The 13,397-nt window shown below is 68.7% G+C and carries 8 protein-coding genes; 4 read left to right on the plus strand and 4 right to left on the minus strand.

Annotated features, from left to right (window positions below):
* Nucleotides 1-61 precede the first annotated feature (61 nt).
* Nucleotides 62-3,232 carry an Rne/Rng family ribonuclease gene (locus tag ACWPN7_RS22155; protein WP_456530146.1) on the minus strand — a complete coding sequence of 1,057 codons (3,171 nt, stop codon included), beginning with the start codon at nucleotides 3,230-3,232 and terminating at the stop codon, nucleotides 62-64.
* Nucleotides 3,233-3,806: 574 nt separating this feature from the next.
* Between ACWPN7_RS22155 and ACWPN7_RS22160 the strand changes: the two genes are divergently transcribed.
* Both ACWPN7_RS22160 and ACWPN7_RS22165 read left to right on the plus strand, forming a co-directional pair.
* Complete coding sequence (locus ACWPN7_RS22160) at nucleotides 3,807-5,114, plus strand: N-acetylmuramoyl-L-alanine amidase (RefSeq protein WP_247875066.1); 1,308 nt, start codon at nucleotides 3,807-3,809, stop codon at nucleotides 5,112-5,114.
* A gap of 266 nt (nucleotides 5,115-5,380) precedes the next feature.
* Nucleotides 5,381-7,888, plus strand: coding sequence for a penicillin-binding protein 1A (locus tag ACWPN7_RS22165; RefSeq protein WP_459195910.1), 2,508 nt, complete (start codon nucleotides 5,381-5,383; stop codon nucleotides 7,886-7,888).
* A 72-nt stretch (nucleotides 7,889-7,960) separates the two neighbouring features.
* On the opposite strand, the gene ACWPN7_RS22170 is transcribed toward ACWPN7_RS22165, so the two are convergent.
* Both ACWPN7_RS22170 and ACWPN7_RS22175 read right to left on the minus strand, forming a co-directional pair.
* A complete protein-coding gene (locus ACWPN7_RS22170; protein ID WP_451992544.1) occupies nucleotides 7,961-8,917 on the minus strand; it encodes an SGNH/GDSL hydrolase family protein in 957 nt (318 codons plus the stop codon).
* Nucleotides 8,918-8,930: 13 nt separating this feature from the next.
* Nucleotides 8,931-10,370: an MBOAT family O-acyltransferase gene (locus tag ACWPN7_RS22175; RefSeq protein WP_103041138.1), complete on the minus strand. Its 1,440-nt coding sequence runs from the start codon at nucleotides 10,368-10,370 to the stop codon at nucleotides 8,931-8,933.
* Between the two features lie 330 nt (nucleotides 10,371-10,700).
* Here ACWPN7_RS22175 and prfB point away from each other — a divergent pair.
* Nucleotides 10,701-11,823, plus strand: a protein-coding gene (gene prfB, locus ACWPN7_RS22180; RefSeq protein ID WP_103041137.1) for a peptide chain release factor 2 whose coding sequence is annotated in 2 segments (ribosomal slippage) — nucleotides 10,701-10,769 and nucleotides 10,771-11,823 — 1,122 coding nt in all. Because the reading frame shifts where the segments join, the coding sequence is not laid out codon by codon here.
* A gap of 178 nt (nucleotides 11,824-12,001) precedes the next feature.
* A complete protein-coding gene (locus ACWPN7_RS22185) occupies nucleotides 12,002-12,310 on the plus strand; it encodes a peptidoglycan-binding domain-containing protein (protein WP_038526709.1) in 309 nt (102 codons plus the stop codon).
* Nucleotides 12,311-12,357: 47 nt separating this feature from the next.
* Here ACWPN7_RS22185 and ACWPN7_RS22190 read toward each other — a convergent pair whose 3' ends face one another.
* Nucleotides 12,358-13,380, minus strand: coding sequence for an ABC transporter substrate-binding protein (locus ACWPN7_RS22190; protein WP_459195909.1), 1,023 nt, complete (start codon nucleotides 13,378-13,380; stop codon nucleotides 12,358-12,360).
* Between the last annotated feature and the right edge of the window lie 17 nt (nucleotides 13,381-13,397).

Raw genomic sequence — 13,397 nt, forward strand, 5'->3', positions numbered from 1 at the left:
AGGAAAAGGAAAAGGCGCCGTAAGGCGCCTTTTCCAGTCTTTACGGCGATAAAGCGCGCGCTTAGCGGCTCCACCAACCCCGGCGCGGCTTGGCCTCCGGGGCGGCGCTAGCGCTGGCCGGCTCATTGGCCGGGGCCGGAGCCGCCGGCGCTTCGCTGACCGCCGGGGCGGGCGCGGCCTCGGCGGGGGCGTCCGCCGCGGTCTTGCGCTTGCGCGCCGGGCGCTTCTTCGCCTCCTCGGCGACCGGAGCAGCGACCGGGGCCGGAGCGGGCGCGGCCTCGGCGGGAGCGTCCGCCGCGGTCTTGCGCTTGCGCGCCGGGCGCTTCTTCGCCTCCTCGGCGACCGGAGCAGCGACCGGGGCCGGAGCGGGCGCCGCCTCGACGGCCGCGGTCTTCGCCTTGCGGCTGCGCGACGGCTTGGCCGGCGGCGGAGCGGTTTCCTCCGGAGCGGCAGCTTTCGCCGCGGCCTTGCCACCCTTGGCGGTGCCCTTCGCGGCGCGCTTCGGCTTGGCGGCGGGGGCCGCTTCCGGCTCTGCGGTCACCACTTCGGCGGCCTCGGCGGCAGTCGCCTTGGCGCGGCCACGGCGCGGCTTGCGGGCCGGAGCCTCCTCGGCCACCGGGGCGGCTTCCTCGGCGGCCGGACCCTCCGTGGCGGTGTCCGCCGCGGTTTCCGGAGCAGCCTCGGCGGCCACCGCGCTGGTCAGGACCCAGTCGAACTCAACCGGTTCCATGTCCGCCGGCAGTTCCGGCGGGTTGACGGCGCGGCCGGCCTCGACGGCGGTCGGGAAGGACTCGGCTTCCGCCTCGCCTTCGGCGCCGTCGGCGGGCAGGCCCTCGCCGGCTTCCAGGCCCTCGCGCTGGCGGGACCGCCGGCGACCACCGCGCTTGCCGCGGCGGCGCTTCTTGCGCTCTCCGTTACCATCGCCGTCGCCGTTCGGCTCGAACGCGTCGGCGCCGTCCTCCGCCTCGGACGCGGCCAGATCGGCGTCTTCGTCCTCGTCGTCCTCGATGTGGGCGGGGCCGACATCGACGTCGTTGATGACGAACTCCGGAGCGTCGATCTGGGCACGCTCGATCGCTTCCTCGTCGACCGCCGTCTCGTCGATGTCGGCGTCGGCGGCGGCCTCCGCTTCGACCTCGTCGCCCTCGGTCGCCTCGTCGGCGGCTTCGGCGGAGTCGCCGAACGGCGCGCGGCCATCCTCGCGGTCACGCCCGCGGCCACGGCGGCGGCGGCGGCGGCGGCGGCGGTCGCCCTCGCTCTCCCCGGCGGCGTCGGCGCGTTCCGTGACCTCGGCCCCGGCGACCTCGGCGGCCTCGACGACGGGCGCCTCCTCCTCGGCCTCCTCGGCTTCGGCGGCCAGGATGCGGTCGGTCTCGGCCAGGACGCGCTCGGCGCTGACCAGCGGCACGTCGTCTTCCGGCGTGCGGGCCTTCACGCGCTCAAGCCGCAGGTCCGGCGCAATCAGCGTGTCGTCGGCCTGGACCATGACGCGGAACCGGTAGCGGTCCTCGATCTTGGTCAGTTCGCCGCGCTTCTGGTTGAGGATGTAGAGCGCGATGCGGGTCGGCACGAAGACGGTGATCTCCGACGACCGCTTGCGGATGCCCTCCTCCTCGATGGCGCGCAGCACGTGCAGCGAGGCGGACTCCACCGAGCGGATGACGCCGGTGCCGGAGCAGTGCGGGCAGCGCTCGAAGTTGGTTTCCAGCAGCGACGGGCGCAGGCGCTGGCGCGACAGCTCCAGCAGGCCGAAGGCGGAGATGCGGCCGAGCTGGATGCGCGCCCGGTCGTTCTTCATCGCCTCCTTCAGGCGGCGCTCCACCGCGGCGTTGTTGCGGGGCTCCTCCATGTCGATGAAATCGATCACGATGAGGCCCGCAAGGTCGCGCAGGCGGAGCTGGCGCGCCACCTCGTCGGCGGCTTCGAGGTTGGTCTTGTAGGCCGTTTCCTCGATGTTGCGCTCGCGCGTCGACTTGCCCGAGTTGACGTCGATGGAAACCAGCGCCTCGGTCGGGTTGATGACGATGTAGCCGCCGGAGCGGAGCTGCACGACCGGGCTGTGGATCGCGTCGATCTGCGTTTCCACCTGATAGCGGTGGAACAGCGGGATCGTGTCGTCCTGGTACTGCATGACGCGCTTGCTGTGGCTCGGCATCATCATGCGCATGAAGTCGCGCGCGGTGTTGAAGCCGGCGCTGCCCTCCACCCAGATCTCGTCGATGTCGTCGGTGTAGAGATCGCGGATCGAGCGCTTGATGAGGTTCGCCTCCTCATAGATGAGGCAGGGTGCGGAGGACTTCAGCGTCTGGACGCGGATGTCGTCCCACAGGCGCAGCAGATATTCGAGGTCGCGTTTGATTTCCTGCTTGGAGCGTTCCAGCCCCGCGGTGCGCAGGATGACCGCCATGCCTTCCGGAATGTCGAGATCGGACAGGATCTCCTTCAGGCGCTTGCGGTCGGCGGGGTTGGTGATCTTGCGGGAAATCCCGCCGCCGCGGCCCGTGTTGGGCATCAGCACGCAGTAGCGGCCCGGCAACGACAGGTAGGTGGTCAGCGCCGCGCCCTTGTTGCCGCGCTCCTCCTTGGTCACCTGGACCAGCATGACCTGCCGGCGCTTGATGACTTCCTGGATCTTGTAGCTGCGCAGCGGGCGGGCACGGCGGCGGTGGGCCTCCTCGACCTCGTCCCCGCCGATGACGTCCGGGCTTTCGGCCGGAGCGGCGCCTTCCGGAGCCTCGTCCGAATCCGCGGCCTCGTCCGAACCGCCATCCGAACCGGCGTCCGTGGCGAAAGCCGGGATGTCGCCCTCGAACCCGTCGCCCTCGGCCTCGGCGTAGGAGCCCGGCATCGGGGAGTTTTCCTCGACCACCACATCCGGGCGGATCGGCTCGGCCATCACGGCGCCGTCGGCGGCGGCCTCGGCGCGGGCCTCGGCCTGCTCCTCCAGCCGGCGCTCCTCGGCCAGCAGGGCCTCACGGTCGGCGATCGGGATGCGGTAATAGTCGGGATGGATTTCCGAGAAGGCGAGGAAGCCGTGGCGGTTCCCGCCATATTCCACGAAGGCCGCCTGGAGCGACGGCTCGACCCGGGTCACCTTGGCAAGGTAGATGTTGCCCTTGAGTTGCTTCCGGGTGGCGATTTCGAAGTCGAGGTCTTCGAGTCTGTTTCCATTGACCACGGCAACCCGGGTTTCCTCCGGGTGCGTGGCGTCCACCAGCATGCGCTTGGCCATACAAGATCCCCATGACGCCCCAGGCCGCCCGCGCGACGGTCAAGCCGCCGGGGCGCGTCATCGTTGTGAGCGAAGCCTGCGGAACCGGCCCCTAACCCGTCGAACGGCGCTGACGAAGCAGCCAGGACGGGTCGGGCTTCGGCCTCCGGGTTACGGCCTTGCGGCCGGCACCAGCTTCGAGGTTTCGTCCCAATCCACCGGCAACCCAGAAGCGTCACGCCCCGGACCGCGCCCGATGATGTAAATTTCGGCCGTGGGGGTCCGCGGGCGACGCCCACAGTCACCCCAAAGAGAAACCTCTCGGAAGAGTGGGCTGGTGGGTCGCGGTATGTCGCAGAGCTACCATAGACAAGCACGAAACCATGCACAACGTGGAATTCGGCGAAAGTTGCGGTCCGTCGCATCCGGTTCGGCGGCATTCCACCGGGATGGGGGCGAAGCAGGGCAGTGTTGCACGAACGGCACCCTCGCCGACAATTCCGCCACGCCCCCGGAAACCACCGTTGAGCGCCTTGATTTCGCTGCGCTATAGCTGACCGCTGGCTTTGCCGGTTTGTGGTTTCTGGTGGAACGGATGCCCCGATTGCTCGCGATTGTCGCTGCGCTGGGCGCCCTTCTGGGGGCGGTCGCCCTGCCGTGCGCCCCGGCGCAGGCCCAGACCACCGCGGCGCTGCCCTTTCCGCCGCCGGTGCAGGAGCGGGTGTCCGTCCTGAACGCGCGGCTCGGCCTGCATCCCGACAAGACGCGGCTGGTGCTGGAGCTGACCGACTCGGTTCCCTTCACCGTGTCGGTGCACGGCTCGCCCTACCGCGTCGTGATCGATCTGCCGGACGTGAGCTGGCCGGGCGGCAACACGGTGATGGCGGGCAAGGGCGTGGTCGCCCGCTACCGCTTCGAGGGGCGCGACGGCGGCGCCTCCCGCCTCGTGGTGGAGACCGATGGCCCGGCGCGGGTGGTCGAGTCCTACCTCATCCCGCCGCGCGACGGCTTCAAGCCGCGCTTCGTCCTCGACATCGCCCGCACCACCCCGGCGCAGTTCGCCGCCTCCGCCCCGGTCGCCGCCACCACGGCCACCGCGTCGGTGAGCCGCGAGGCGGTCCGCCCGCCGGCGAAGAGGGACCCCATCGTGCCGGTCGCCGCGGCCCTGCCGCCGCCGGTCCCGCCGCGGGCGGCGCCGGTGCCGGAAAAGCCGATGGTCGTGGTCGATCCCGGCCATGGCGGCGTCGATCCCGGCGCGGTCGGCGTCGGCGGGGTCTATGAGAAGGACATCACGCTGGCGATGGCGCGGGAGCTGAAGCGCCAGTTGGAAGGCTCGGGCCGCTACCGGGTGCGGCTGACCCGCGACAAGGACGTGTTCATCCGCCTGCGCGACCGCGTCGCCATCGCGCGGGAGGCCAACGCGGACCTGTTCCTCTCGCTGCACGCCGACAGCATCGGCTCCGCCAACATGCGCGGTCTGTCCATCTACACCCTGTCCGACCGGGCGTCCGACCGCGAGGCGGAGATGCTGGCCGCCAAGGAGAACCGGGCCGATGCGCTGGCCGGCATGGACCTGTCCTCCGAGAACGATCTGGTGGCCTCGATCCTGATCGACCTCGCCCAGCGCGACACGATGAACCACTCCAAGCGCTTCGCCAACATGGCGCTGGAGCATCTCGGCCGCGAGGTCAAGCTGATCCCCAACAAGCCGCACCGTCAGGCCGGCTTCGCCGTGCTGACCGCGCCGGACATGCCGTCCGCGCTGGTCGAGATGGGCTACCTGTCGAGCCCCCAGGACGTCAGCCTGCTGAGCAAGTCGGCCCACCGCGAGAAGCTCGGCCGCGGCATGGTCCGCACCATCGACGCCTATTTCAAATGGCTGACCGGGGCGCAGAAGAGCTGAGGCTCGGGTGAAGCGAAATTGGCCGCGCCGGGCACCGTTGCCCGGTGCAGCCATGCGGGCGGAGGCGGTCGGGCATACGCCTTACCCGGTCACCACTTTCTTGCATGCGCCTTGTGGCCGTCACATTTTCCTGACATGGCTGCGAGGGAGTCGGACTGCCGCCCCTCGCGGTGTAGGATGCCGCCCATCGGACGGTTCCGCGTCTTCCCGGTCTCTGTCCCGGACGAAGGCGGCGGGACCGCCGCCATGCCTGTCTGGGAACCGTCATGCGCTTTATTCTGTCCGCCCTGATGGCCGTCGTGATCCTCGCCCTGGCCGGGGCGGGGGGGCTGGTCTACATGCTGGACCATTACGATCACGAACTGCCGGACTACACCAAGCTCGCCAACTACGAACCGCCGGTGACCACCCGCGTCCATGCGGGCGACGGACGCCTGCTGGCGGAGTTCGCGTCGGAAAAGCGCGTGTTCGTCCCCATCGACGCCATGCCGAAGCGCGTGACCAACGCCTTCCTGTCCGCCGAGGACAAGAATTTCTACGACCACAAGGGCATCGACCCCGTCGGCATCGCCCGCGCCATCCTGACCAACGTGGAGAATCTCGGCCGCGACCGCCGGCCGATGGGCGCCTCGACGATCACGCAGCAGGTCGCCAAGAACATGCTGCTGACCAACGAGGTGTCCTTCTCGCGCAAGATCAAGGAGGCGATCCTGGCGGTCCGCATCGAGCGGGCCTTCAGCAAGGACCGCATCCTCGAGTTGTATCTGAACGAGATCTTCCTGGGATACCGCTCCTACGGCGTGGCGGCGGCGGCGCTGAACTACTTCAACAAGGCGCTGGACGAGCTGGACATCGAGGAGGCGGCCTATCTGGCGGCCCTGCCCAAGGCACCCAGCAACTATCACCCGGAACGCCAGCGCGACGCCGCCATCGCGCGGCGCAACTGGGTGATCGGGCGCATGGCCGAGGACGGGCACATCACCCCGGAAGAGGCCAGGATCGCCCAGTCCAAGCCCCTGGTCGTGCGCAAGCGCGACGAGCAGGAGTATGTGACGTCGGAGTATTTCGCCGAGGAGGTCCGGCGCGAGCTGGTGAAGCTCTACGGCGAGCAGGCGCTCTACGAGGGCGGCCTGTCGGTCCGCGCCTCGATGGACCCGGTGCTCCAGCAGGCGGCGACCAAGGCGCTGCGCACCGGGCTGGTGCAGTACGACCGCCGCCACGGCTACCGCGGGCCGGTCGGCAAGATGGAGAATTTCGACAACTGGGCGAAGAAGCTCGCCTCCATGGCGCCGCCTCCGGGGTCCGAGGGCTGGCATCTGGCGGTGGTGCTGAAAGACGACGAGGCGGCGGCGCTCGACATCGGTCTGCCGGACGGCTCGCGCGGCCGCGTGCCGCTGGCCGAGCTGCGCTGGGCGCGGGCGCAGCGCGACGACAACCGGCTCGGCCCGGAAATCCGCCGCCCCTCCGACGTCGCCAAGCTGGGCGACCTGATCCTGGTCGAGGCCGCCGGCAAGGACGAGAAGGGCAAGGAGCCGCCGGCGGGCACCTACGCGCTGCGGCAGGTCCCGGCGGTGCAGGGCGGTCTGGTCGCGCTCGACCCGCACACCGGCCGCGTGCTCGCCATGGTCGGCGGCTTCTCGCCGCACATGAGTTCCTTCAACCGTGCCACCCAGGCGATGCGGCAGCCGGGCTCCTCCTTCAAGCCCTTCGTCTATCTGACGGCGCTGAACCAGGGCTTCACCCCGTCCTCGCTGGTGATGGACGCGCCGTTCGAATACGACCCCGGTCACGGCCAGCCGATCTGGAGGCCGGAGAACTACAGCCACGAGTTCTACGGCCCGACGCCGCTGCGCGCCGGCATCGAGAAGTCGCGGAACGTCATGACCGTCCGTCTGGCCCAGGCCGTCGGCATGGACAAGGTGAAGGCGGTGGCCGAGAATTTCGGCATCACCGACAACCTCCAGCCCTACCTGCCGATGTCGCTCGGGGCGGGCGAGACGACGGTGCTGCGCCTCGCCACCGCCTACGCCATGCTGGCCAACGGCGGCAAGCGGGTGAGCCCGACCTTCATCGACCGGGTGCAGGACCGCAACGGCAAGACCGTCTTCCGCCACGACACGCGCCCCTGCGCCTCCTGCAACCAAGTGGCCTGGAGCGACGGGCTGACCGTTCCCGCCGTCGCCGACACGCGGGAGCAGGTGAACGACCCGCGCACCGTCTACCAGATGGTCTCCATGCTGGAGGGCGTCGTCCAGCGCGGCACGGCGACGAAGCTGCTGTCGCTGGGCAAGCCGCTGGCCGGCAAGACCGGCACGACCAACGACAGCCACGACGCGTGGTTCATGGGCTTCTCGCCCGACCTAGTCGTCGGCACCTACATCGGCTTCGACCAGCCGCGCTCGCTGGGCGCCCGCGAGACCGGCGGCTCGGCGGCGGTGCCGGTGTTCAAGGACGTGATGGAGGTGGCGCTGAAGGACCAGCCGGCCACGCCGTTCCGCGTGCCGCGCGGCCTGCGCCTCGTCCGTGTCAACCCGGAGAACGGGCGTCTCGCCCAGCCCGGCGAGCGCAAGGCGATCTGGGAAGCCTTCATCCCCGGCACCGAGCCGAACCCCGACCAGCCGCAGATGGTGCTGGACGGCTCCGCCCACGCCGCGGACGGCGGCTGGACCGGTGGGGTGTCCGGCGGCGATCCGGCGGCCCAGCAGCCGGGTGGCTGGGGCGCTCCGGCGGCTCCGCCCTCGGCGGCGACGGTGGGGACCGGCGGCCTCTACTGACCGCGTTCCCTCGGCAAGAAAAAAGCCCCGCTTCCCGGTTCGGGAGGCGGGGCTTTTCTTTTATGCGAAACCTCAGGGCCGGGCGGCGGTGTGGGTGTCCGTGCGGATCTGGGCGATGGCCTCGACCGGGGCCGTGTCGGTGGGGCAGTCGGCCAGCGGGCGCAGCCGGTCCTCCATCCGCGCCAGCATCACGCGGACCCCCTCCTGGTTGATGTGCAGGGCGTCCACGAAATGGGCCTCGTCCTCGACCTCGCGGCGGGTGTCGATGACCGGCACGTCGGGCGGCAGGCGGGCTTTCAGATCCTCGAAGAAGGCGTCGAAGTTGGTCACCTTCTCGATGTAGCCGGGGAAGAAGGGCGTGATGACCACGGCGACCCGCGTGCCCTTCTCGCGCGCCGTGCCGATGATGCGGTCCAGCGCGTCCCAGTTCGGCTGGAAGCCCTCCATCCGCTCCGTCGGCGCCTTTTCGAGCTGGGCCTTGAGGAAGGGCGACATGGTGCCGCTCAGCGTCCGGTCCCCGGTCGGGTGCAGCCCGTCGAAGGCCAGCCGGATCGTCTGGTTGTTGTTGAAGATCAGCGTGTTGAACAGCTTGTTGGAGGCCCACATGGTGGCGTCGACCTGCCGGATGAAGCCGTCCACCCGCTCCGAGTAGTAGGCCAGCAGCGGCAGGTCGGCGAGCGCCTTGGGATCGTCGACCACGCTCGTCGGCTCGACCAGCAGCAGGCGGGGGGCGCCGTGCCGGTCCAGATAATCCTCCCACAGCAGGTCGCCGACCGTGGTAGGGGCGCCGCCCATGCCCAGGTTCAGCACCCGGCCGCAGGTCAGCGCCTGCACCTCCTCCACCGGGAAGTGGTTGTCGGCGCGGGAGTTGCCCAGGATCACCACGTCGGCGGGCGGCCCGTTGCGGTAGACGGTCATGAAGCGGTCCGACGACTGGAGGAGCGTGTCGCCCATCCAGGACGCCACCGCGCGGTCCATGGCGACCACCATGCCCAGGATCAGTCCGACGACGGCCAAAAGGCGGATCATGGTTCGGGCTCCCTCAGAACTGGAAATAGATGAAGGATCGGTTGGCGAAGTTGCCGAAAAGCAGGAGCATCAGGATCAGCGTGGCGCAGCCGGCGGAGCGGACCACGACGTTCACCCCGGCGTAGCGGCGGCCGGCGCCGAACTCGATCATCGCGTCGATCATCAGCACGACGAGGCCGAACAGGGCGACGCGGACCAGATAGCTCATCTGCTGCATGCCGCGCGGCAGGCTGAAATCGCCCTCGGCGATGATGCCCAGGATGGTCCGGACCGTGTGCATGTCGTCGGCGCGGAAGGGCAGCCAAGTCAGCGTGATCAGCAGGAAGACCAGCCCGACGGTCAGCAGCTTGCCGGCCATCAGCGGCGCGCCGCTCAGCCGCAGCGGGCTGCGCTTGGCCAGCCAGCGCAGGCCGTCCTCCGCCGCCATCAGGGTGGCGTGCATGGCGCCCCACAGGACGAAGGTCCAGGCGGCGCCGTGCCACAGGCCGGACACCAGCATCACGATGGTCAGGTTGCGGATGCGCAGCCAGTGGGTGCGTCCGCCGCCCATCGGGATGTAGACATAGTCGCGGAACCATGTGGACAGCGAGATGTGCCAGCGCCGCCAGAAGTCCTTCACGCCCAAGGCGAAGTAGGGGCGGGCGAAGTTCTGGCAGAGCGTGTAGCCGAAGATCTGCGCCAGACCGATGGCGATCAGCGAGTAGCCGGCGAAGTCGCCGTAGATCTGGAGCGAGAAGCAGATCAGCCCGATGACGTGGTTCAGCGCGTTGAAGAACTCAGGCTGGGCGAAGCGCGCGTCGACCACGGCGGCGGCGTTGTCGGCCAGACCAAGCTTGAGGAAATAGCCCCAGATGATCTTCTCCAGCCCGGCGAAGCGGAAGGCAAAGCTGACATCCTGGCGGGGACCGTTCTGGATCTGGGGCAGCAGGTCGCGCGCCCGGACGATCGGCCCGGCGACGAGCTGCGGGAAGAAGGCGACGAAGGTCGCGTAGCGCAGCAGCGACCGCTCCGGCTTCTCCAGATGGCCGAGATAGAGGTCCAGCGTGTAGCTGAGATTCTGGAAGGTGTAGAAGGAAATGCCGACCGGCAGGATGATGGACAGCGTGCGGTGACCGACGTCGAGGCCGAGCGAGGCCAGCGCCACCTGCGCGCTGTCGATGAAGAAGTTGAAGTATTTGAAAAAGAACAGGATCGCCAGATTGGTCGCCACGCTGATCTGCATGAAGATGCGCGCGGTGGCCCGGTTCGGCGCGTCGGCGATGCGCAGGCCGCAATAGAAGTCGAGCAGCGTCGTGCCGGCGAGCAGCAGGCAGAAGCGGTAATCCCAGAAGCCGTAGAAGATGTAGCTGGACACCAGCAGCAGCGGCGTGAACAGCCGCGTCCTGGCGAGCATCATAAAGCCCGCCGTGAAGGCCGTGATGAACAGCAGGAACCCCAGGCTGGTAAAGTTCATCGGGGGGCCACGCTATTGTTGTTGGGAAACGGGGGCGCCGATAGCCCGCGCCCGCCGGACGACGGGCACGAACGTCGGTGACGCTATCACGGGGGGCTGCCACTTATTCGCGCCGCGAAAGTGGTTTTGCGGCGCAAAAACGGTTTCATCCGAGTGGGTTGCCCAGCTGTCCCTGTGACGGCGTGGCGCTCCGGCGGGTTACCGTTCCGGTCTGGTCCAGCGTCGCGGAAGCCGGGGAGGCTGTGGAATAAGAGGGTGCAACGCCGCTCCCAACCCGCTACATAAGGGCCAAGACACTGGTTCAACTCTGGCTGACGAGGAGGCACTGCGATGCGGGCCGAGATCGAAGCGGCCGCCGGCGAGATTAGAGAATCGCTGGCGCTGCTGAGGAGGCATCTTTGACTGGGATAACGCGCTGCGTCGTCTCGACGAACTGAACGCCCACGCCGAAGACCCCAAGCTGTGGGACGACCCGTCCCGCGCGCAGACCATCATGCGCGAGCGCACCCAGCTCGAAAATTCCGTGAACGGTTACCGCGCGCTTGAGCGCGACCTGTCCGACAGCCTGGAACTGATCGAGATGGGCGAGGCCGAGGGCGACGCGACCGTGGTCGCCGATGCCGAGGCCCAGCTCTACGCGCTGCGCGACCGTGCCGCGAAGCTCCAGATCGAGAGCCTGCTCTCGGGCGAGGCGGACGCCAACGACTGCTTCATCGAGGTGAACGCCGGCGCTGGCGGCACGGAGGCCCAGGACTGGGCACTGATGCTGATGCGCATGTACCTCCGCTGGGCGGAACAGCACGGCTACAAGACGCAGTGGCTTGAGGAAAGCCCCGGCGAAGAGGCCGGCATCAAGTCCGCCACCGCGCAGATCAGCGGCCACAACGCCTATGGCTGGCTGAAGACCGAGGCCGGCGTGCACCGTCTGGTGCGCATCAGCCCGTTCGACAGCCAGGCCCGCCGCCAGACCAGCTTCGCCGCCGTCTCGGTGTCTCCGGTGATCGACGACAAGATCAACATCGAGATCAACGAGAAGGACTGCCGCATCGACACCTTCCGGGCGTCGGGCGCCGGTGGCCAGCACGTCAACAAGACGGACTCGGCGATCCGCATCACCCACTTGCCCACCGGCATCGTGGTGGCCTGCCAGCAGGAGCGCTCGCAGCACAAAAACCGCGCCAAGGCGTGGGACATGCTGCGCGCCCGCCTGTACGAGCGGGAGCTGAAGATCCGCGAGGACGCCGCCGCTGCCCTTGAGGCGACCAAGAGCGACATCGGCTGGGGCCACCAGATCCGCTCCTACGTCCTGCACCCCTACCAGATGGTGAAGGACCTGCGGACCGAGGTGGAGACCTCGCAGAGCCAGGCGGTGCTGGACGGCGACCTGGACATGTTCCTGGAAGCCGCACTGGCCGCCCGGCTTAAGGGGCAGAGCGACGACGCGGCTGCGTGAGGTTGCGCTTGCCCCCTCCCTAGTCCTTCCCCGCTTTGCGGTGGAGGGGATAATCTCCCTCCCCTGCGATAGCGGGGGAGGGCCGGGGAGGGGGCAAAGGCGCCCCCTAATTTTATCCCTTGGGAAGAAACGCGGCCTCTGCGTTGTTGATCTCCGCAACAAGAAACGGAGAGAGACCATGAACCGCAGCCTGTTCGCCGCCTTCCTCGCCGCCACGGCCTTCGCGGCGCCGGCCTATGCCGCCTGTCCGACGGACTCGATGACGCCGGACATGTACTTCGCCTATGTGGAAGGCATCCAGAAGACCCTGACCGAGCAGGGCTTCCGTCCAGGCGTGATCGACGGGAAGATCGGCCCCAACACCCGCTCCGCCATCCGCGCCTATCAGAAGGCCGCGAAGCTCCCGGTGGACGGCTGTCCGACGCAGGAGCTTCTCGACCATATCAACTTCTCCCAGCCGAAGGTCTACGGACCGGGCAAGCGCTGAACCCTACGTCCCCTCTCCCGGGGCGGGAGAGGGGTTTGGCGAGCAACTTACTTGACGAAGGTCAGGTCCATGACGGACTTGGCGTCCAGCGCCTTGTCCACCTGACCTTCGGACTGCCAGAACTTCACCTGATTGAAGACGTCGTCGACCAGCAGCTTGCCCTTCGGCTCGACATAGGGCAGGCCGGCGGCGACGACCTCGGGCTTCTGCTTCGTCGCCTCGGCGATGATCGCCAGAAGCTCGTCGTAGCCGGGGCCCTTCACCACGGCGCCCGACGCGTCCTTGGCGTTGAAGGCGGCGTGGTATTCGGCCAGCCCGGTCAGATAGGCGCTGACGAACTTCTCGGCCAGCGGGCGGCGCTGGGCGACGGTCTTCGGGCTGGTGAAGAGGGCGCCGAGTTGCCACGGCGTCTCGTCGCCGACCCAGCCCAGGATGGTGCCGGAGCCTTCGGCGGCGAGCTGGCGGGCCACCGTCACCGGGGCGATCACCGCGTCCACCTGACCGCCCTTGAAGGCGGCGACCATCTTCGGCACGTCCTGCATCGCCACCATGGTCACGTCCTTGACCGTGAAGCCGTGCTTCTGGCCGAGCAGGCCGACCATGTAATGGAAGGTCGAGCCCACCGTGGTGATGGCGATGCGCTTGCCCTTGAGGTCCGCCGGCTTGGTCAGCCCGGCGTCGTGCGCCGCCTTGGTCGCCACATAGGCGCTGAGCTGGAAGCCCGGCTCGTCGCGGCTCTGCGCGGCGATCATGGTGACGGCACCCTTGGCGGCGAGGTTGTAGAAGCCCGCCGTCAGGCCGGTGACGCCGAAATCCACGTCGCCGGAGGCCACGGCCACCGGCACCTGCTGGGCCGAGGTGAACATCTTCAGATCGACCTCCAGCCCTTCCTTCTCGAAATAGCCCTTCGACTTGGCGATGAAGATCGGGCCGGAGGACGCCAGCGCCAGCACGCCGATGGAGGTCTTCTCCAGACCCTGCGCCTCGGCGGCGGGCGTCCCGGCCAGCGCCAGGGCCGCAGCACCCATTGCACCCAGAACCAAACGGCGGCTCCAACGCACGACGGTCATTCTCAGTCTCCCATTCT

It is taken from the genome of Azospirillum sp. UENF 312511, from assembly GCF_058780635.1.

Excerpts from the sequence above, each read along its gene's own strand:
- ACWPN7_RS22190 (WP_459195909.1), bottom strand. The coding sequence starts at position 13,380 with ATGACCGTCGTGCGTTGGAGCCGCCGTTTGGTTCTGGGTGCAATGGGT.
- ACWPN7_RS22175 (WP_103041138.1), bottom strand. The coding sequence starts at position 10,370 with ATGAACTTTACCAGCCTGGGGTTCCTGCTGTTCATCACGGCCTTCACG.
- ACWPN7_RS22185 (WP_038526709.1), top strand. The coding sequence starts at position 12,002 with ATGAACCGCAGCCTGTTCGCCGCCTTCCTCGCCGCCACGGCCTTCGCG.
- ACWPN7_RS22155 (WP_456530146.1), bottom strand. The coding sequence starts at position 3,232 with ATGGCCAAGCGCATGCTGGTGGACGCCACGCACCCGGAGGAAACCCGG.
- ACWPN7_RS22160 (WP_247875066.1), top strand. The coding sequence starts at position 3,807 with ATGCCCCGATTGCTCGCGATTGTCGCTGCGCTGGGCGCCCTTCTGGGG.
- ACWPN7_RS22165 (WP_459195910.1), top strand. The coding sequence starts at position 5,381 with ATGCGCTTTATTCTGTCCGCCCTGATGGCCGTCGTGATCCTCGCCCTG.
- ACWPN7_RS22170 (WP_451992544.1), bottom strand. The coding sequence starts at position 8,917 with ATGATCCGCCTTTTGGCCGTCGTCGGACTGATCCTGGGCATGGTGGTC.